Source organism: Pseudomonas sp. CFBP 13710 (assembly GCF_014842235.1).
Lineage (GTDB): Bacteria > Pseudomonadota > Gammaproteobacteria > Pseudomonadales > Pseudomonadaceae > Aquipseudomonas > Aquipseudomonas baltica.
In genome coordinates this window covers 383,693-403,277 of the sequence record NZ_JACYVJ010000004.1, presented here as the reverse complement: position 1 = coordinate 403,277, position 19,585 = coordinate 383,693, and the positions used below count along the sequence as shown (strand labels likewise).

Annotated in this window: 17 protein-coding genes; 15 read left to right on the top strand and 2 right to left on the bottom strand. The window is 64.1% G+C overall.

Features of this window, described 5'->3' with window-relative positions; all coding sequences use genetic code 11:
* Positions 1–113: 113 nt before the first annotated feature.
* The 14 genes from IFT44_RS12780 (at position 114) to IFT44_RS12715 (ending at position 16,044) form a co-directional block, all read left to right on the top strand.
* Positions 114–596 (top strand): copper chaperone PCu(A)C, encoded by a 483-nt coding sequence (locus tag IFT44_RS12780; RefSeq protein ID WP_446730949.1) that lies wholly within the window; start codon positions 114–116, stop codon positions 594–596.
* Positions 597–600: 4 nt separating this feature from the next.
* Positions 601–1,035, top strand: a complete 435-nt coding sequence (locus IFT44_RS12775; protein ID WP_192175989.1) for a DUF2946 domain-containing protein — start codon at positions 601–603, stop codon at positions 1,033–1,035.
* A gap of 222 nt (positions 1,036–1,257) precedes the next feature.
* Complete coding sequence (locus IFT44_RS12770) at positions 1,258–2,619, top strand: PepSY-associated TM helix domain-containing protein (RefSeq protein WP_192175988.1); 1,362 nt, start codon at positions 1,258–1,260, stop codon at positions 2,617–2,619.
* Between the two features lie 822 nt (positions 2,620–3,441).
* The gene (gene urtA / locus IFT44_RS12765; RefSeq protein ID WP_122480324.1) at positions 3,442–4,707 is read left to right on the top strand and encodes an urea ABC transporter substrate-binding protein; all 1,266 of its coding nucleotides are present in this window, start codon (positions 3,442–3,444) and stop codon (positions 4,705–4,707) included.
* A 223-nt stretch (positions 4,708–4,930) separates the two neighbouring features.
* Positions 4,931–6,496: an urea ABC transporter permease subunit UrtB gene (gene urtB, locus IFT44_RS12760; RefSeq protein WP_192175987.1), complete on the top strand. Its 1,566-nt coding sequence runs from the start codon at positions 4,931–4,933 to the stop codon at positions 6,494–6,496.
* On the top strand, positions 6,496–7,575 hold the full coding sequence (gene urtC / locus IFT44_RS12755) for an urea ABC transporter permease subunit UrtC (RefSeq protein ID WP_122480326.1): 1,080 nt from the start codon (positions 6,496–6,498) through the stop codon (positions 7,573–7,575). The genes urtB and urtC overlap by 1 nt, the downstream gene beginning before the upstream one ends.
* The gene (gene urtD, locus IFT44_RS12750) at positions 7,572–8,432 is read left to right on the top strand and encodes an urea ABC transporter ATP-binding protein UrtD (RefSeq protein WP_122480327.1); all 861 of its coding nucleotides are present in this window, start codon (positions 7,572–7,574) and stop codon (positions 8,430–8,432) included. Before urtC ends, urtD begins: the two co-directional genes overlap by 4 nt.
* A 104-nt stretch (positions 8,433–8,536) precedes the next feature.
* On the top strand, positions 8,537–9,235 hold the full coding sequence (urtE, locus tag IFT44_RS12745) for an urea ABC transporter ATP-binding subunit UrtE (protein ID WP_192175986.1): 699 nt from the start codon (positions 8,537–8,539) through the stop codon (positions 9,233–9,235).
* Positions 9,236–9,265: 30 nt separating this feature from the next.
* A complete protein-coding gene (locus tag IFT44_RS12740) occupies positions 9,266–10,105 on the top strand; it encodes an urease accessory protein UreD (RefSeq protein WP_192175985.1) in 840 nt (279 codons plus the stop codon).
* A 304-nt stretch (positions 10,106–10,409) separates the two neighbouring features.
* Entirely contained in the window at positions 10,410–10,712 is a 303-nt protein-coding gene (locus IFT44_RS12735; protein WP_049861996.1) for an urease subunit gamma, read from the top strand.
* An 8-nt stretch (positions 10,713–10,720) separates the two neighbouring features.
* Entirely contained in the window at positions 10,721–11,239 is a 519-nt protein-coding gene (locus IFT44_RS12730) for a GNAT family N-acetyltransferase (RefSeq protein WP_192175984.1), read from the top strand.
* 34 nt (positions 11,240–11,273) lie between these two features.
* On the top strand, positions 11,274–11,579 hold the full coding sequence (locus IFT44_RS12725) for an urease subunit beta (protein ID WP_122480331.1): 306 nt from the start codon (positions 11,274–11,276) through the stop codon (positions 11,577–11,579).
* A 41-nt stretch (positions 11,580–11,620) separates the two neighbouring features.
* A complete protein-coding gene (gene ureC / locus IFT44_RS12720; protein ID WP_192175983.1) occupies positions 11,621–13,321 on the top strand; it encodes an urease subunit alpha in 1,701 nt (566 codons plus the stop codon).
* Positions 13,322–13,473: 152 nt separating this feature from the next.
* A complete protein-coding gene (locus IFT44_RS12715; RefSeq protein ID WP_192175982.1) occupies positions 13,474–16,044 on the top strand; it encodes a membrane-targeted effector domain-containing toxin in 2,571 nt (856 codons plus the stop codon).
* A gap of 5 nt (positions 16,045–16,049) precedes the next feature.
* Here the strand turns inward: IFT44_RS12715 and IFT44_RS12710 are convergent, their stop codons facing one another.
* Entirely contained in the window at positions 16,050–17,021 is a 972-nt protein-coding gene (locus tag IFT44_RS12710) for a DnaJ C-terminal domain-containing protein (protein WP_122480334.1), read from the bottom strand.
* Positions 17,022–17,256: 235 nt separating this feature from the next.
* On the opposite strand from IFT44_RS12710, the gene IFT44_RS12705 reads away from it, so the two are divergent.
* Entirely contained in the window at positions 17,257–18,528 is a 1,272-nt protein-coding gene (locus tag IFT44_RS12705; protein WP_192055729.1) for an Hsp70 family protein, read from the top strand.
* A 39-nt stretch (positions 18,529–18,567) separates the two neighbouring features.
* Here the strand turns inward: IFT44_RS12705 and IFT44_RS12700 are convergent, their stop codons facing one another.
* Positions 18,568–19,578, bottom strand: a complete 1,011-nt coding sequence (locus IFT44_RS12700; RefSeq protein WP_122480336.1) for an AI-2E family transporter — start codon at positions 19,576–19,578, stop codon at positions 18,568–18,570.
* Positions 19,579–19,585: the final 7 nt, after the last annotated feature.

Genomic DNA, 19,585 nt, shown 5'->3' with positions numbered 1-19,585 from the left:
GTATTGCGGTGCCTGATGATGCGGTTTGCGCGGTGGACCAGATTTATTGCGTATGCCGCCGACGCGGCTCGCGCCGCTGCTACAATGGCGGCTTTCGTACCGGGGTGTCTGCGATGAAAAGGTTCTGGTCTGCCTGTGTGCTCATGCTGCTCGCTGCCGCCGCGCAAGGCGACGTCCGTCAATACAAGGCGGGTGACCTGCTCATCGTCGAACCCTGGTCCCAGGAACTGCCACCCGGCTCGCCGACAGCGGCGGTGTACTTCGAGCTGCGCAACCGCGGGCTCGACGACGACACGCTGACCAGCGTCGACACGCCCATCGCCGCAGAGGCGCAGTTGCATCAGCACATCAACCAGGACGGCATGATGAAAATGCAGCAGGTCCAGGGTGTCACCGTTCCGGCGAGCGGCCACGCGGTCTTCGCGCCGATGGCGTTTCACGTGATGCTGCTGGATCTCAAGCTGAGCAGCCCATTGCAGGCCGGCCAGCACTTTCCCGTGACGCTGCACTTTGCCAAGGCCGGTGATTTCGTGGTGGAGGTACAGGTGCTCAAGCAGGCGCCCGCGCAGGAAGAGGCCACCGAGCATGCGCATTGACTGAATGAATGCGCTGAGCGCCAAGCGCCCTCCTTCCACGCCGTCTGCCAAGGCGCGCGCCAGCTGGATCAGCCTGTTCGCGATGCTGATGATATTCATCGGCCCGCTGATTTCCCAATCCATGCCGATGGACCACAGGATGTCCGGCGTGGCGCTGGGCAGCGCCGTGCCCGCCATCAACATGCCCGCCATGGACCACCAGGCTCATGGCGAGCATCACGGCAGCGCCGCGGGCAGCAGCGACCTGCACGTGCTGATGGAAAAGTGCGGTTATTGCAGCCTGTTCTTCCATTGCCCAGCGCTGCCTCAGGCGCTGGCCATTGCGGGGGCGAATGCGCAGCGCCCGCACAGTGTATTCATGGCCGAGCCCCGCGCGGGGCACGCTACACAGGCGGTGTTCCTCGGCGCGCGCACGCGAGCGCCGCCTGCGTTGGTTTGAGCTTCCACGCCAAACATACACACGCTTGTGCGTTGTCAACGCGGGCCTCTTCGCGGGTAGATGGCTCGCCGCCCGCCCCGCTCCCACAGTGGGCGTTGCTGATCCTGCGAATGTCTTCGCAGGCAAGGCTCGCTCCCGCGCGGTAGCGCGGTTGACCTGTGGAAGGGAACGGCAGCGCATGGGCCTTGTTGAGTACACGATAAGTCGGAACACGCCTTCTCCATGAAAACCTCTTTCTACAACCTTGCCTGGCGTTGGCATTTCTACGCCGGGCTGTTCGTCGCGCCGTTCATGATCCTGCTCGCGCTGACCGGAATCATCTACCTGTTCAAGCCACAGCTGGACCCTTGGATGTACCGTGACCTGCTGGTGGTGCCGGTGGCCGAACAGCGCCTGAGCGCCGATGAATTACTGGTGCGAACCCACAACGCCTACCCGCGTGGTGCCATCGGCCAGTACCTGCCGCCCAGCACCGCCGAGCGCAGCGCTCAGTTCGTGGTCCATGCCGATGGCCGCGAACTGAATGTATTCGTCAATCCCTACACCGGCGAATTGCTGGGCGCGCAGGATGCCAAGTGGAACCTGCAGGCGGTGGCCAGGGCGCTGCACGGCGAATTGATGATCGGCACCCTCGGCGACCGACTGATAGAGCTGGCCGCCGGCTGGGGCATTGTGCTGGTGATCTCCGGCCTGTACCTGTGGTGGCCGCGCGGCACCGCGGCCAGCGGCGTGCTCTGGCCGCGCTGGCGCAGCCGTGGCCGGGCGCTGTGGCGCGACGTCCATGCGGCAGTCGGTTTCTGGGGCGCGGCGTTGCTGCTGGTCATGCTGCTCAGCGGCATGACCTGGACCGGTTTCTGGGGTAAGCAGTATGCCCAGCTGTGGAACCAGTTCCCTGCCGCCATGTGGAACGATGTGCCCACCTCCGACGAGCAGGCTGGCAAACTCAACCAGGCCCACCGGCAGACCGTGCCGTGGGCCATGGAACACACGCCGATGCCACAGTCCAGCGGCGCGCATGCCGAACACATGGCTCATGGCGAGCACGTGCATGCCCCGGCGGCGCCGCAGATCAGCCTGCAGAGCGTGGTCGATACAGCGGCGCGATTGCAAGTGGAGCCGGGCTACAGCATCGCCTTGCCGACCACCGCGAGCGGCGTGTTCACCGTGGCGGTATTCGCCGACGACCCACGCAACGACGCGACCCTGCACATCGATCAGTACAGCGGTCAGGTTCTGGCCGATGTGCGCTGGGCACAGTACGGCTTGGTCGCCCGTGCTACCGAAACCGGCGTGATGCTGCACGAGGGCAAGATGTTCGGCCCGGTCAATCAGATCATCGTGCTGCTGGTGTGCCTGATGATCCTGCTCAGTTCGGTCAGCGGCCTGGTGATCTGGTGGAAGCGCCGGCCACAGGGCAAGCTCGGTGTACCGCCGCTGCGCCATGATCTGCCGCGATGGAAGGTGGCGGTCGGGGTGATGGTTGCGGTGGGCGTGCTGTTTCCGCTGGTGGGCCTGTCCATGGTGCTGGTTTGGGTGGCGGATCGGGTGCTGCTGCGGGTGCGGCCTTCGGTCGAAGCTGTCTGAGTCATCCTGCATACATCTGCGGTACGCCCGGACGCGGCTCGCGCCGCTGCTACAGGGGATTCGCGGCCCCCGTAGCAGCAGCGCAAGCCGCGTCGGCGGTGCACGCAATCCCGCAGCAGCGGCACCAGCCGCGTCGGCGGTGCACGCAATCCCGTAGCAGCACCGCAAGCCGCGTCGGCGGTGCACGCAATCCCGTAGCAGCGGCGCAAGCCGCGCCGGCGGTGCACGCAATCCCGTAGCAGCGGCGCAAGCCGCGTCGGCGGTGCACGCAATCCCGTAGCAGCGGCGCAAGCCGCGTCGGCGGTGCACGCGATCCCGTAGCAGCAGCGCAAGCCGCGTCGGCGGTGCACGCAATCCCGTAGCAGCGGCGCAAGCCGCGTCGGCGGTGCACGCAATCCCGCAGCAGCGGCGCCAGCCGCGTCGGCGGTGCACGCAATCCCGTAGCAGCGGCGCAAGCCGCGCCGGCGGTGCACGCAATCCCGTAGCAGCGGCGCAAGCCGCGTCGGCGGTGCACGCAATCCCGTAGCAGCGGCGCAAGCCGCGCCGGCGGTGCACGCAATCCCGTAGCAGCGGCGCAAGCCGCGTCGGCGGTGCACGCGATCTGCCTGATGGGTCGCGCAAGTAGTCCGGCGCACCAATACCACTCAACCCTGCGCACCATCCTGCCAGTCGAGCACCAGCACGGTGCGCGCCGCTGCGTTGCCTCACCTCAACCGGCACGTATTTCGCCCCTGCGCGACTCCGGCACACCCCTTGCAATACTCCAGCGAGAAGTCCCCACCTGCCGCACCGGAACGACATTCCGTACATGGAGATTGCACAATGAAGCGTCGCAGCTTGATCAAGGCGTTCACCCTTTCCGCATCGATCGCTGCCATGGGTTTGTCCTGGACGATCCAGGCTGCCGAGACCATCAAGGTCGGCATCCTGCATTCGCTGTCCGGCACCATGGCCATCTCGGAGACTTCGCTGAAAGACATGGCCTTGATGACCATCGACCAGATCAACGCCAAGGGTGGCGTCAATGGCAAGATGCTCGAGGCGGTGGTGGTGGACCCGGCGTCCAACTGGCCGTTGTTTGCCGAGAAGGCACGGCAGTTGATCACTCAGGACAAGGTGGCCGTGGTGTTCGGCTGCTGGACGTCGGTGTCGCGCAAGTCGGTGCTGCCGGTCTTCGAAGAACTCAACGGCCTGCTGTTCTACCCCGTGCAGTACGAGGGTGAGGAGATGTCGCCGAACGTGTTCTACACCGGTGCGGCGCCCAACCAGCAGGCGATCCCGGCGGTCGAATACCTGATGAGCGAAGACGGTGGCGCGGCCAAGCGCTATTTCCTGCTGGGCACCGATTACGTCTACCCACGCACCACCAACAAGATTCTGCGCGCCTTCCTGCACTCCAAGGGCGTCGCCGACAAGGACATCGAAGAGGTCTACACCCCGTTCGGTCACTCGGACTACCAGACCATCGTCGCCAACATCAAGAAGTTCTCGGCAGGCGGCAAGACTGCGGTCATCTCCACCGTCAACGGCGACTCCAACGTGCCGTTCTACAAGGAACTGGCCAACCAGGGCCTGAAGGCCACCGACGTACCGGTGGTGGCCTTCTCGGTCGGCGAAGAAGAGCTGCGCGGCATCGACACCAAGCCGCTGGTGGGCAACCTGGCGGCATGGAACTACTTCCAGTCGGTGGAGAACAAGGAAAACACCAAGTTCGTTGCTGACTGGAAAGCCTACGCCAAGGCCAAGAACCTGCCGAACGCCGGCACCGTGGTCACCAATGACCCGATGGAAGCGACCTACGTGGGCATCAACATGTGGGCACAGGCCGCCAACCAGGCCAAATCCACCGACGTCGACAAGGTGCGTGAGGCCATGGCCGGGCAGACCTTCGCCGCGCCGTCGGGCTACACGCTGACCATGGACAAGACCAACCACCACCTGCACAAGCCGGTGATGATCGGCGAGATCGAGGACAACGGTCAGTTCAACGTGGTGTGGCAGACCAAGGAGCCGATCCGCGCCCAGCCATGGAGCCCGTACATTCCTGGCAACGACAAGAAGCCGGATCATGCGGTGAAGAGCAACTGATCCACGTGGCCGCGAAGGGGCGGCGCGGTGCGTCTGGTAGACCGCTGCGCTCTCTTCGCGGCCGATGACCGCTCCTACGGTGGACCGCGAGTTTTCTGTAGGAGCGGTCTATGGCCGCGAAGGGCTATCGCAGTGCAGCTGATAGACCGCAGCGTTTTTTTTCGCGGCCGATGACCGCTCCCACAAAGGGGGCGGGTGTTGCCTTCAATTCAAAGGACTTGCCATGTCCCTCATCAAATTCTTCACCGCTGTCGTTCTGCTCTTGCCCATGGTGGCGAGCGCCAACGACGCCAGTGATTTTACCGGTGCTTCATCCGCCGAGCAGGTTCGACTGCTGGAAGCCTGGGCTGCGCAGCCCGAGCCGGCGCGGATGGCTTTGCTCACCGCCCTTCAGGACGGCCGAGTGGCGGCCGATGCCGAGAAAAAACCGTTCATCGAAACCGATGGCCAGATGACTCCTGCCGACGGCACTGCCGCGGCCATCGAACCGGTGCGCAAGTTGCGCCTCAACAATCGTCTGCGCGGCCTGGTGGACACCGCCCTGGCCAGCCACCAACTACTGAGCAACGATGCTCAGGTACGCTTGGCCGCCGCGCAGCAACTGCAACGCTCGGCGCAGCCCAGCCAACTGCCCCTGCTCGACCGGCAGACCGCCGGTGAACAGGACGAAACGGTGAAAACCGCCTTGACCCTGGCCCTGGCCAATCTGCAACTGGTCGATCCCGAACCCGCCGTGCGCCTGGCTGCGGTACGCCTGCTGGGTGAAACCGGCGAGCCACTGGCGCGCACCCGTCTGGAAAACCTGTTGGCGCCCGGTGTCGAAGCGGACACGGCGGTGCGCACCGCTGCCGAGACCAGCCTGGTTCAAGTGAAGCGCAAGCTGATGATCGGCGACATCCTGGGCCAGGCCTTCAGCGGCATGTCCCTGGGTTCGATCCTGCTGCTGGCCGCCCTGGGCCTGGCGATCACCTTCGGCCTGCTTGGTGTGATAAACATGGCCCATGGCGAGATGCTCATGCTCGGCGCCTACTCCACCTACGTCGTGCAGATGCTGGTCCAGCGCCTGGCGCCGGGCGCCATCGAGTACTACCCACTGATCGCGCTGCCCGTGGCCTTCTTCGTCACCGCTGTGATCGGCATGGTGTTGGAACGCACCGTCATCCGCCACCTGTACGGACGCCCCCTGGAAACCCTGCTGGCGACCTGGGGTATCAGCCTGATGCTGATCCAGGCGATTCGCCTGATCTTCGGTGCGCAGAACGTGGAAGTGGCCAACCCGGCCTGGCTCTCCGGCGGCTGGCAGGTGCTGCCCAACCTGGTGCTGCCGTACAACCGCATCGTGATTATCGCTTTCGCCCTGTCCGTGGTGGTGCTGACCTGGCTGCTGCTGAACAAAACCCGCCTGGGCCTGAACGTGCGCGCCGTGACCCAGAACCGCAACATGGCCGCCTGCTGCGGCGTGCCCACCGGGCGCGTCGACATGCTTGCCTTCGGCCTGGGCTCGGGCATTGCCGGCCTGGGTGGCGTGGCGCTGAGCCAGATCGGCAACGTCGGCCCCGACCTGGGGCAGAGCTACATCATCGATTCCTTCCTGGTGGTGGTACTGGGCGGCGTCGGCCAACTGGCCGGCAGCGTATCCGCCGCGTTCGGCCTGGGCATCGCCAACAAGATCCTGGAACCGCAGATCGGTGCGGTGCTCGGCAAGATCCTGATCCTCGCGCTGATCATTCTGTTCATCCAGAAACGTCCGCAAGGCCTCTTCGCACTGAAAGGACGGGTGATCGACTGATGAACCAGCCATTGATGCTCACTGCTGCGCAGAAAGCCGGGCCGAAAGTGACCCTCGCCATCGGCGTCGTGATCCTGTCGATCCTCGTCGCCCTGCCGCTGCTGTCACTGCTGCCGGCAAGCAACGGCTTGCAGGTCTCGGCCTACACCCTGACCCTGGTCGGCAAGATCCTCTGCTATGCCATCGTCGCCCTGGCGCTGGACCTGGTCTGGGGCTACGCCGGCCTGTTGTCGCTGGGCCACGGGCTGTTCTTCGCCCTTGGCGGCTATGCCATGGGCATGTACCTGATGCGTGAGGCGGCCGGCGACGGCTTGCCGGCGTTCATGACGTTTCTGTCGTGGACCGAGCTGCCCTGGTTCTGGGTGGGTACCGAGCATTTCCTCTGGGCCATGTGCCTGGCGGTATTGGCCCCAGGCTTGCTGGCACTGGTGTTCGGTTTCTTCGCCTTCCGTTCGCGGATCAAGGGCGTGTACTTCTCGATCATGACCCAGGCACTGACGTTCGCCGGCATGCTGCTGTTCTTCCGCAACGAGACGGGTTTCGGCGGCAACAACGGCTTCACCAACTTCCGCAGCATCCTGGGCTTCAGCATCACCTCCCAAGGTACCCGTGCCGTGCTGTTCCTGCTCACCGTGGCGCTGCTGGTGCTAAGCCTTTATGTAGGCTGGCGCCTGGCGCGCAGCAAGTTCGGCCGGGTGCTGACCGCACTGCGCGACGCCGAGAACCGCTTGATGTTCTGCGGTTACGACCCGCGCGGTTTCAAGCTGTTCGTCTGGGTGCTCAGCGCGGTGCTGTGCGGCCTCGCCGGGGCGCTGTACGTGCCGCAGGTCGGCATCATCAACCCCAGCGAGATGTCGCCGACCAACTCCATCGAGGCCGCCGTCTGGGTAGCTCTGGGCGGACGCGGCACGCTGATCGGGCCACTGCTGGGTGCAGGCATCGTCAACGGCATGAAAAGCTGGTTCACCGTGGCATTCCCCGAATACTGGCTGTTCTTCCTCGGCGCGCTGTTCATCATCGTGACCTTGTACCTGCCCAAGGGCGTGATCGGCCTGCTGAAGAAAAGGGGTGAACAATGAGAATCACCGCGACCGCCGAGTTCATGCTCGAACCGGTGCTGGACCCCAACAGCGACGCCGGCACCAGCCGCGATGCCATCGGCCTGGGCCAGGCCAGCGGACCGGGGCTGAACACCCGCCACGGCACCATCCTGACCCTGGAGGACATCAGCGTCAGCTTCGACGGCTTCAAGGCGTTGAACGACCTCAACCTGTACATCGGCGTGGGCGAGCTGCGCTGCATCATCGGCCCCAACGGTGCCGGCAAGACCACCCTGATGGACGTGATCACCGGCAAGACCCGGCCCACCACGGGCAAGGCCTGGTTCGGCGAAACCCTGGACCTGACCCACATGAGCGAGGTGCAGATCGCCCAGGCCGGCATCGGCCGCAAGTTCCAGAAGCCGACCGTGTTCGAGGCCTTGAGTGTGTTCGAGAATCTGGAGTTGGCGCAGAAGACCGACAAGTCGGTCTGGGCCAGCCTGCGTGCGCGGCTGACGGGCGAGCAGCGCGACCGCATTGCCGAGGTCCTGGAGACGATCCGCCTGAGCGCGTCGATCGATCGCCCGGCCGGCCTGCTGTCCCACGGCCAGAAGCAGTTTCTGGAAATCGGCATGCTGCTGGTGCAGGACCCCCAGTTGTTGCTGCTCGATGAGCCGGTGGCGGGCATGACCGATGCCGAAACCGAGTTCACCGCCGAACTGTTCAAGACCCTGGCCGGCAAGCATTCATTGATGGTGGTGGAGCACGACATGGGTTTCGTCGGCTCGATTGCCGACCATGTGACGGTGCTGCATCAGGGCAGCGTGCTGGCCGAAGGGTCGCTCGAGGCGGTGCAGGCCGATGAGCGGGTGATCGAGGTTTATCTGGGGCGTTGAGGTCCGTTCGCGGCCGCTGACCGCTCCTACGGTAATCAACCGTAGGAGCGGTCACCGGCCGCGAAGAAGCCCGCCCGGACACTGCAAGAACAAGGACAAAACCTATGCTGCAAGTCGACCAGCTTCACCAATACTACGGCGGCAGCCACATCCTGCGCGGCCTGTCGTTCGCTGTGAACATCGGCGAAGTGACCTGCCTGCTGGGGCGTAACGGCGTCGGCAAGACCACCCTGCTCAAGTGCCTGATGGGCTTGATCCCAGCCAAGCAAGGCAGCGTGGCCTGGGAAGGCAAGCCGATCACCACCTTCAAGCCACACCAGCGGGTGCATGCAGGCATCGCCTACGTGCCCCAGGGCCGCGAGATTTTCGGCCGCCTGACGGTCGAGGAAAACCTGCTGATGGGGCTGTCACGCTTCCCCGGCAGTGAGGCACGCGAAGTGCCGGCGTTCATCTACGAACTGTTTCCGGTGCTGCTGCAGATGAAGCACCGCCGCGGTGGCGATCTGTCCGGCGGGCAGCAGCAGCAACTGGCAATCGGCCGGGCGCTGGCCAGCCGACCACGGCTGCTGATTCTCGACGAGCCCACCGAAGGCATCCAGCCGTCGGTGATCAAGGAGATCGGCGCGGTGATCAAGCAACTGGCCGCGCGCGGCGACATGGCGATATTGCTGGTCGAGCAGTTCTATGATTTCGCCGCCGAACTGGCCGATCAGTACCTGGTCATGTCGCGCGGTGAAATCGTTCAGCAGGGTCGGGGTGAAAACATGGAATCGGAGGGTGTACGCGGCTTGGTAACCATTTAATCTGCCGCGACCCGAACAAGAATGAAGGCCATGAATCTACCCGTCACTTCCCTGCCCTACACGCCCAGCTGGCACGCCCGGCTGGAGCTGGGATACGCGCGGTTCGGCGACAGTACGCGACCGATCCTGCGCCGCCATTTCGGCCCGTTGCGGGTGCAGAAGCACCTCTATGCCGAAGGGCCCGAGGTGTGCCAGCACATCATCGTGCATCCGCCTGGCGGCATCGCCGGGGGCGATCGGCTGGACATCAGCGCCCAGGTGCAGGCCAACGCCTGGGCGCAATTGACCACACCGGGCGCGGCCAAGTGGTACCGCGCCAACAGCCCTGCCTGTCAAAACACCGAATTGCATGTGGCCGCGGGCGCCACGCTGGAATGGCTGCCCCAGGAGACCATCGTCTACAGTGCCGCCCAGGCCGAACTGGATACCCGTATTTACCTGCAGGGCGATGCCCGGTTGTTCTATTGGGACATCGTCGCCGTAGGGCGCCCGGCGGCAGCCGAGCGTTTCGACCAGGGGCATTTTCAGTCGCGGCTGGAAATTCGCCGAGACGGCGAACTGCTGTGGCATGAACGCCAGCGCATCATCGGCAACGATGGCTTGCTCGACTCGGCCGTGGGCCTGGGAGGCAAGCCGGTGTTCGCCACTTTGCTGGTGACCGGCGAGATCGACCCGGCCCTGCTTGAACGCTGCCGGACACTGCCGACGCGCGTACGCGGCGACCTGAGCCAGTTGCCGGGGCTGCTGGTGGCACGCTGCCTGGCCGACGAGGCACTGCATGCGCGCGACTGGCTGATCGAACTGTGGAAGATGCTGCGCCCGGCCGTGCTCGGCCGCGAAGCGCTGGCCCCGCGGATCTGGAGCACCTGATTGAATCTGCCAGCCCTTTCGCGGCCGCTGACCGCTCCTACAAGCGATCTGCCGGGTACCTGCCTGCGGCAGCCGGCCACGCCCACAGGCGATCTGCCGGGTACCTGCTTGCGGCAGCCGGCCACGCCCACAGGCGATCTGCCGGGTACCTGCTTGCGGCAGCCGGCCACGCCCACAGGCGATCTGCCGGATACCTGCTTGCGGCAGCCGGCCACGCCTACAGGCGGTCCGCCGGATAGCCGTAGGAGCGGCCAGTGGCCGCGAAGAGGCCCTCACTGCCAACCAATATTCTGAAGGAACACCCATGGACCTGACACCCCGCGAAAAAGACAAGATGCTCATCTTTACCGCCGGCCTGGTAGCCGAGCGCCGTCTGGCCCGTGGCCTCAAGCTGAACTACCCGGAAGCCATGGCGCTGATCTCCGCGGCGCTGCTCGAAGGCGCCCGCGATGGCCAGACGGTGGCGCAATTGATGCACTACGGCACCACCCTGCTCAGCCGCGAACAGGTCATGGAAGGTATTCCGGAAATGATCCCGGAGATCCAGGTGGAAGCCACCTTTCCCGACGGCACCAAACTGGTCACTGTCCATCAACCCATCGCCTGAGGCACGCCATGATTCGTGATGCAACCGAGCGCGACCTACCTGGGATCTGCGCGATCTACAACGATGCAGTGCTCAACACCACGGCGATCTGGAACGAGAAGCCGGTCGACCTGGCCAACCGTCAGGCCTGGTTCGAGGCGCGCCAGGCGCAGGGTTATCCGATCCTGGTGGCAGAGGAACAAGGCGAGGTCACTGGCTACGCCTCCTTCGGCGACTGGCGACCTTTCGAAGGCTTTCGCTACAGCGTCGAGCACTCGGTGTACGTGCGCAACGACCAGCGCGGCAAAGGTCTCGGCGCGCGTCTGATGCAGGCGCTCATCGAGCGTGCTCGCGAGGGCGGCAAATACGTCATGGTGGCCGCCATCGAAAGCGGCAACCAGGCATCGATCCATTTGCACGAGCGCCTGGGTTTCGTCACCACCGGGCAGATGCCCCAGGTAGGCATCAAGTTCGGCCGCTGGCTGGACCTGACCTTCATGCAACTGGCGCTGCAGCCAGGCGCCGAGCCGCCCCGGGCCTCGGCTTGAACCACCGTCTTTCTTCGCTTCGAGGAGCTATTTCATGATTCCTGGCCAATACCGGATCCAGCCTGGCGACATCGAGCTCAACGTCGGCCGGCGCACCCTCAGCCTGACCGTGGCCAACAGCGGCGATCGGCCCATTCAGGTGGGGTCGCACTATCACTTCTTCGAAACCAACGACGCCCTGCATTTCGATCGCCCGGCCGCTCGCGGCATGCGCCTGAACATTCCCGCCGGAACCGCCGTGCGCTTCGAACCGGGGCAGAGTCGCGAAGTGGAACTGGTGGACCTGGCCGGCTTGCGCCGGGTATATGGCTTCGCCGGGCGCATCATGGGTGACCTCTGACCCCACAGGGTCCATACACAACTGAATTCCAGGGCATACCGATGAAGATTTCCAGACAAGCCTATGCCGACATGTTCGGCCCGACCGTCGGTGACAAGGTCCGCCTGGCCGATACCGACCTGTGGATCGAAGTGGAAAAAGACTTCACCACCTACGGCGAAGAAGTGAAGTTCGGCGGTGGCAAGGTCATTCGCGATGGCATGGGCCAGGGCCAGCTGCTGGCCGCCGAAGTGGTCGACACGCTGATCACCAATGCCCTGATCATCGATCACTGGGGTATCGTCAAGGCCGACGTCGGCCTCAAGGACGGGCGCATCGCCGCGATCGGCAAAGCCGGCAACCCCGACATCCAGCCGGACGTGACCATCGCCATCGGCGCCAGCACCGAGGTCATCGCCGGCGAAGGCATGATCCTCACCGCGGGCGGCATCGACACCCACATCCACTTCATCTGCCCGCAGCAGATCGAAGAGGCGCTGATGAGCGGCGTCACCACCATGATCGGCGGCGGCACCGGGCCCGCCACCGGCACCAATGCGACCACCTGCACCTCGGGGCCGTGGCACATGGCGCGCATGCTCCAGGCCGCCGATGCCTTCGCCATGAACATCGGTTTCACCGGCAAGGGCAACGCCAGCCTGCCCGAGCCGCTGATAGAACAGGTCAAGGCCGGGGCCATCGGGCTCAAGCTGCACGAAGACTGGGGCACCACGCCGGCCGCCATCGATAATTGCCTGAGCGTGGCCGATCAATACGACGTGCAGGTTGCGATTCATACCGACACCCTCAACGAGTCGGGCTTCGTCGAGACCACCCTGGCTGCCTTCAAGGGGCGCACCATCCACACCTACCACACCGAAGGCGCCGGCGGCGGCCACGCTCCGGACATCATCAAGGCCTGCGGCTTTGCCAATGTACTGCCCAGCTCGACCAACCCGACCCGGCCGTTCACCCGCAACACCATCGACGAGCACCTCGACATGCTCATGGTCTGCCACCACCTGGACCCAAGCATCGCCGAGGACGTGGCCTTCGCAGAGAGCCGCATTCGCCGCGAAACCATTGCCGCCGAAGACATCCTGCACGACCTCGGCGCGTTTTCCATGATCAGCTCCGACAGCCAGGCCATGGGCCGGGTCGGCGAGGTGATCACACGCACCTGGCAGACCGCCGACAAGATGAAGAAACAGCGCGGCGCGCTGCCCGAGGACGCCGAGGGCAACGATAACTTCCGCGCCAAGCGCTACATTGCCAAGTACACCATCAACCCCGCCATCACCCACGGCATCAGCCATGAAGTGGGTTCGATCGAGGTCGGCAAATGGGCGGACCTGGTGCTCTGGCGGCCGGCGTTCTTCGGCGTCAAGCCGACGCTGATCCTCAAGGGTGGTGCCATCGCCGCCAGCCTCATGGGCGACGCCAACGCCTCCATCCCGACGCCGCAGCCCGTGCACTACCGACCCATGTTCGCCAGTTTCGGTGGTTCGCGACACGCCACCAGCCTGACCTTCATCAGCCAGGCCGCGCTGGACGCAGGCGTGCCCGAGCAATTGGGCTTGAAAAAGCAGATCGCGGTGGTCAAGGGCTGTCGCTCGGTGCAAAAGACCGACCTGATCCACAACGGTCACCTGCCCGACATCGAGGTCGACCCGCAGACCTATCAGGTCAAGGCCGATGGCGTGCTGCTGTGGTGCGAACCGGCGGATGTGCTGCCCATGGCGCAGCGCTACTTCCTGTTCTAAGAAGCCTGTTCTAAGAGGCCTGTTCTAAGAGGCCTGTTCTCAATGCGCCGTGCCGACAAGGCTGTCCCGGACAGGGCCAGCCTAACTATGTAGGCCGTAACCCCCCGGCGGATTTTCTATGGTGCAGCTCCATTCGATCCAGGAGCTCCACCATGACCGGCGCCACCCCGCTATCGGCCGAAAACGTCAGTGCCATTGCCGACCGCTACTACGCGAACTTCCCTGACCTGCGCGAGTGCGCGCGGGACTGGGGTATCAAGCTGCTCAAGTTCCATACCCACCTGGATCTGGATCCGGACACCGTCTACTGGCACGACTTCGACAACGCCCAGAACAACCCACGCGCCTTTACCGGACAGCAGCACATGGGCAAGCCCAAGGAAACGCTGACCGTCACGGAGCTGGTCCTGCGCCGGTTCAAGACGTTCTATCAAGTGAACTTCGACCTGCTCGATCAGATGTCCGGGTTCTATACCGTCCAGCAGGCCGGGATCTACAACGAAACCAATCAGGTCCCCCTGGCGCCCTCGCAGATCATGAAAGCGTTCTGGGCCACGGATTTCTCCAGCCACTACAAGAAGCGCCTGGACGCCTTCCTGCGTGACTATGCCGATGACGGCCGCGTGCTGATCAAGATCCTGTTTTTCAGCTTCAGCTGGAATGCCTACAACAGCGGAGCGCTGAGCAACCGGGAGCTGAGGCTGGTGTTCGACACTTTGGCCGGCCCCATCGCAGGACCGCCGACCCTGGAGGACCTGAAACGGCTGCACACGACTCGCACCCAGGCAACGGTCAAGAGCTTTACACTGGGGGACCTGACCTCGTTCGACATACTGCGCATCACCACTGGCAAGGGCCCGCAGATCCTGTACATCCCTGCCGCCTGGTTCCGGGTCTTTCACAATGAACAGCAGATGTACGAGTGGGTGGCCGAAACGGCCGCCCACGAGCAAGGCCGTGAGCGCCTGATCGCTCACTTCGACACCCCCGGAGAGTCGATCCTGCCACCGCGGGGCCTGCTGCTGGCGACCCTGGAGCGCATCCGTACCACGCCATGGCAAGCCGGGCAGCGCCTGCTCAACGGCAACGCGACGACGATCGACAAGGACGTGTTCAGCCTGCTGTTCGATACCGTGGGCAAACGCCTCAAGCTCGATGCCAGGCAACTGTTGAACGGCAATCACGAACTGCGCAGGGAGCTGTTCCTCGTCGACCTGGAGGCATTCATGCGCATCGTCACGCCCATGGCACCGGCGGACCCGGCAGTGGCCCTGGTGGCCGTGGCGGCGGGTTCGATAGCCTTTGGTACGCACCTGGCGAACGCCGTGCACGGGACCGTACCCAAGGCCCGTCAAGCGGCCTTCAAGGCGGCGATCCTGGATGCACTGAACATCCTGCTGGATATGCCGCTGTTGCGCGGCGTGGGCGACGAAGCCATCGCCGAGCTGGGAAACTTCGAGGAGCTGGGCGCCGCGCTCGACCTGGACAGCACTGACCTGGCTCAGATCGACCGCGTGACTCCCGGTGGTTCGCCCCTGGACCTCATCGCCACGGATGAAGACCTGACCGGATTGCCGGAAGGCACCGGCATCTACCAGGGCGTGTTCACCAACCCAGATGGCCAGCACTACATTCGCCTGGAGGGCAAGATCTTTCAGGTCACCCACATCGACTCGCTGGAGCGCTGGGTGATCGTCGATCCGATCGCCCCCGAGCAGATCACCGGCAGCTACCCCGTGCAGAGAAGCTGGACCGGCCATTGGGAGCTGTTCACCATGACCGCCCCCGAGAACCTGGCGGCCAGCACCGACGCGCTGGCCGCCTTCGACACTTCACCTGGCTTTCGTGACATCACCGCCATGCTGGTCAATCCCGGCGCACACCAGCTGATGACCGGGCCCATCGACAGCGTGCTGAGCACCGCCCGCTCACAGCTGATCGAGTTGCGCACGAACCTGGGCAAGGAAGCCGAAGCCTTCTTCCTGACCTCAACCCCACAGCACAGCCCGCGCCTGCCGGCGGTGAGCACCACCATGACGCCCAAAGAGTTTTTCACTCAGGTGTATGCCAGCAATACCGGGGTGGTGGTCAACGAGGCCAGGAATGCAGTCGGCAGTTGCCAGCTGTTGATCAAATACATGTCCACGCTCAAGGCCCAGCAGGTCAAGACGCTGTACGTGCAAGGCCTGCTCAAGGACCTGCACCAGGACCTGCTCGACCGCTTTCACGCGACCGGGATATTGGGCCGCGATCTGGAGAAGAAGCTGCGTGACCTGCACAACCGTGGCACCACCCTGGACAGTGGTCGCTACACCCTGCGCCAGGTGCTGGTGGAAGCGCGGCGCCAAGGCATAAGTGTGAAAGCCCTGGACTGCGCCGCCAGCCTGTCCACCGACGGCCTGAGCAACCCGGCGCCACATCTGCAGCAACGCCTGCGGGTTTACTACGCGTACAAACGCATCGAAGCGCTGCAGAGCCTCAAGCCCGAGGAAAAATGGCTGGCGCTGACCGACCAGACCGTGGCCAACCACTATAGCCGCACCCCAGGCCTGGCCAATCTGATCGGAACCCCAAGCCTGCGGGTCAAGCTGGTGGACGGCGATCAGCCATTGCGCTTCGGCCTCGATACCGGCGAAGTGCTGACCCCTGGGCTGATACCGATTCGCGGCGACATCAGCCTGAAAATGCCAGCGGCCGGCAAGGGGCCCGGCATCGAGGCATAGCGGTATCAGCGTCCCCAGTTCTCGCGCGGATCGAATTCGGCGTGCCTGGCCAGCTCGGCCCAGGCCGCGCGAGTGGATTCGTCGGCCTGCGTGGGCATCACCACTTTCAGCTGGGCGAACAGGTCACCGCGGCCGCCAAGCTTGTTCTTCAGGCCCATGCCTTTGACACGCAGGCGCTGGCCGTTCTGGCTGTCCGGGCGAATCGTCAGGTTGATCCGCCCGGTCAGCGTAGGCACCGCGACCTTGGTGCCCAACGCCACTTCCCAAGGCGCCAACGGTACCTGGATGACTAGGTCGGGAGCGTCCACTTCGAACAGGGGGTGGGCCGCCAGACGCAAGGTCAGGAACAGATCGCCGCTGGCACCGCCCGCAACGCCGGGCGCGCCCTGGCCCTTGAGGCGCATGCGCTCGCCGTCGGCAACGCCTGCGGGAATCTTCACGTTGAGGTTCTTGACCACATCGGTCAGTCGCTGGCCAGCGGCGCTGTACTGCGGCACCTTGAAGCTGATCTTCTTCGATTCCTCGGCCAGGGTTTCCTCGAGCGACACGGTCAGTTCCATTTCCACGTCCTGACCTTTGCGCGCTGCGCTGCGCTGTTGACCGCCACGGCCGAACGGATTGCCACCGGGATCACCACGACCACCGCCGTTACCGAAGATGGTGCTGAAGAAATCGGAGAAGTCGCCTGCGTTCTCTTCATGGAAACCACCGCCACCGCGACCCTGCCAACCGGGCGGGCCCTGGAACGGACGGCCATGCTGGCCATACTTGCGCAGCTCGTCGTATTCGGCGCGCTTGTCGGCATTGCTCAGCGCCTCATAGGCCTCACTGGCTTCCTTGAACTTGTCTTCGGCGTCCTTTTCCTTGCTGACGTCGGGGTGATATTTGCGCGCCAGCTTGCGGTAGGCGGTCTTGATCGCCTTTTCGTCCGCTGTCGGCTCGACGCCCAATATCTTGTAATAGTCTTTGAAATCCATCTAAGCATCACCATCAATGAGCGAATGCGCGCCGCCCGCGCCTATTGGTCGGACTCGGCAACGCATGGGAAGTTTATCGGCTGCAGGCCACTGGATGTGAACAGTGGGTTGTACAGCGCGGTCGATGGCTAGAAGGTTGGGGCCGCCGGCGCGCTTTCAAGGCGGTCGCAGGCCTTGATTCTGTACGCAACTGGCATACACTGCGCGGCCGTTTTTTGAACAGACCCGCCTTGCCATGAAAAACGCATCCCCGGCCCGCGCCTGCGGCATCGACTTCGGTACTTCCAACTCCACTGTCGGCTGGCACCGCCCGGGCAGCGAGACGCTGATCGTCCTGGAAGACGGCAAGATCACCCTGCCCTCGGTGATCTTCTTCAACTTCGAAGAGCGGCGTCCAGTGTACGGGCGTCTGGCGCTGCACGAATACCTGGAAGGCTACGAAGGCCGCCTGATGCGATCGCTCAAGAGCCTGCTCGGTTCCAAGCTGATCAAGCACGACACCAGTGTGCTGGGCACGGCGATGCCGTTCAAGGACTTGCTGGGCCTGTTCATCGGCGAGCTCAAACAGCGCGCCGAAGCCAACGCCGGGCGTGAGTTCGACCAGGTCGTGCTGGGGCGACCGGTGCATTTCGTCGACGACGACGCGGCCGCCGACCAGGAAGCCGAAGACACCCTGGCCGAGGTGGCGAAAAAGATCGGCTTCAAGGACGTGTCCTTCCAGTTCGAGCCTATCGCGGCCGCCTTCGACTACGAGTCCACCATCGAGCGTGAGGAGCTGGTGCTGATCGTCGACATTGGCGGTGGTACCTCCGACTTTTCCCTGGTGCGCCTGGCACCCGAGCGACGTGCGCTGGACAACCGCGTGGACGACATCCTGGCCACCGGAGGCGTGCACATCGGCGGCACCGACTTCGACAAGCAGCTCAGCCTGCAGGGCGTCATGCCGCTGTTCGGCTATGGCAGCCGGATGAAGAGCGGCGCCTTCATGCCGACCAGCCACCACATGAACCTGGCGACCTGGCACACGATCAACTCGGTGTACCTGCAGAAGGCGCAACTAGCTCTGGCCAGCATGCGCTACGACATCCAGGACACGGACGGTATCGACCGCCTGTTCAAGCTGATCGAGCAGAAAGCCGGGCACTGGTTGGCGATGGAAGTCGAGGAAACCAAGATCCAGCTGACGCAAGCTGCCGGTCGTCACCTGCCACTGGACCGCATCGAGCCGGGGCTGAGCGTGGAGCTGAGCCGGGCCTTGTTCGAAGCCGCCATCGACGGCCTGCTCGAACGGGTGCGTGGCAGTGTGTCCGAGTTGCTGAACCGGGCAGGCGTGGGCGTTGAGCAGGTCGACACAGTGTTCTTTACCGGCGGCTCCAGCGGTATCCCGGCCCTGCGCCATGGCGTGGCGGCCATGCTGCCCAACGCGCGGCATGTGGAAGGCAATATCTTCGGCAGCATCGGCAGCGGCCTGGCCATCGAGGCCCGCAAGCGCTACGGCACCGAGTAAGGCAGGTCTGGCCTCTTCGCGGGCAGAGGCCAGTGAACCCTAGACCAACTGCGCCTGCCTCAACTCACTTTTCAGATAGGCATAATAGATCGGCCCCGCCACCACCCCGGGCAGCCCGAACGCTGCCTCGAATATCAGCATGGCCAGCAGCAGTTCCCATGACTTGGCGCTGATCTGACCGCCCACGATCCGCGCGTTGAGGAAGTACTCGACCTTGTGGATCAGTATCAGATAGCCCAGCGCCGCAACCGCCACCCAGATCGACAGCGACAGCCCGACAATGGTGATCAGCGTGTTCGAGATCAGGTTGCCGATCACCGGCAACAACCCGAGCAGGAAGGTCAGCACGATGAGGGTCTTGGTCAGCGGCAGCTTGATCCCGCACAGCGGCAACACCACGGCCAGGAAAATGGCGGTAAAGAAGGTGTTCAGCAGTGAAATCTTGATCTGCGCGAAAACGATGTTGCGAAAGGCTCGCACCAGCAGGGCCAGGCGGTCGAACAGCGCCGCGGCCAATGGCTTGCGGTTTTCGGGATCGGGGATCGCCTGCAGGGCGATGATGGCGCCCAGTACCATGCCTATCAGCAAGGTCACGAACATGTGCGCCGCATCCTTGCCCACCAGTTGCAGATCGCTCAGGTGCTTGCTCAGCCAGCCGCTGATAGCCACCCGAAACTCGGCAGCACTGGCCGGCAGGTAGGCATCGATGAAAGGCGGCAACTGGCCGCGGGCGCGATCCACCACGCCCATGAACTTGTTCAGCGAAGCACCAGGGTTTTCTGCCTCGTGCAGGATGAAACTGATGACGCCGGCGAACAGCAACGCCAGGCTGCTGACCACCAAGGTGCCCAGCAACGCCACCGCCACCCACCGTGCACGCCGCCCGGCAATCAGTCGCTCCAGTTGCGGCGTGAGCATGTTGACCAGTTCGAATACCAGCAGGCCAGCCAGCAAGCTCGGCAGCAAGCGCATCGGCAAGACCAGCAGAAGGCCGCCGAACACCAGAATCCAGCTGGCGATCAGCACTTGACGCGAAGAAAACATGGGCATAAAGCCT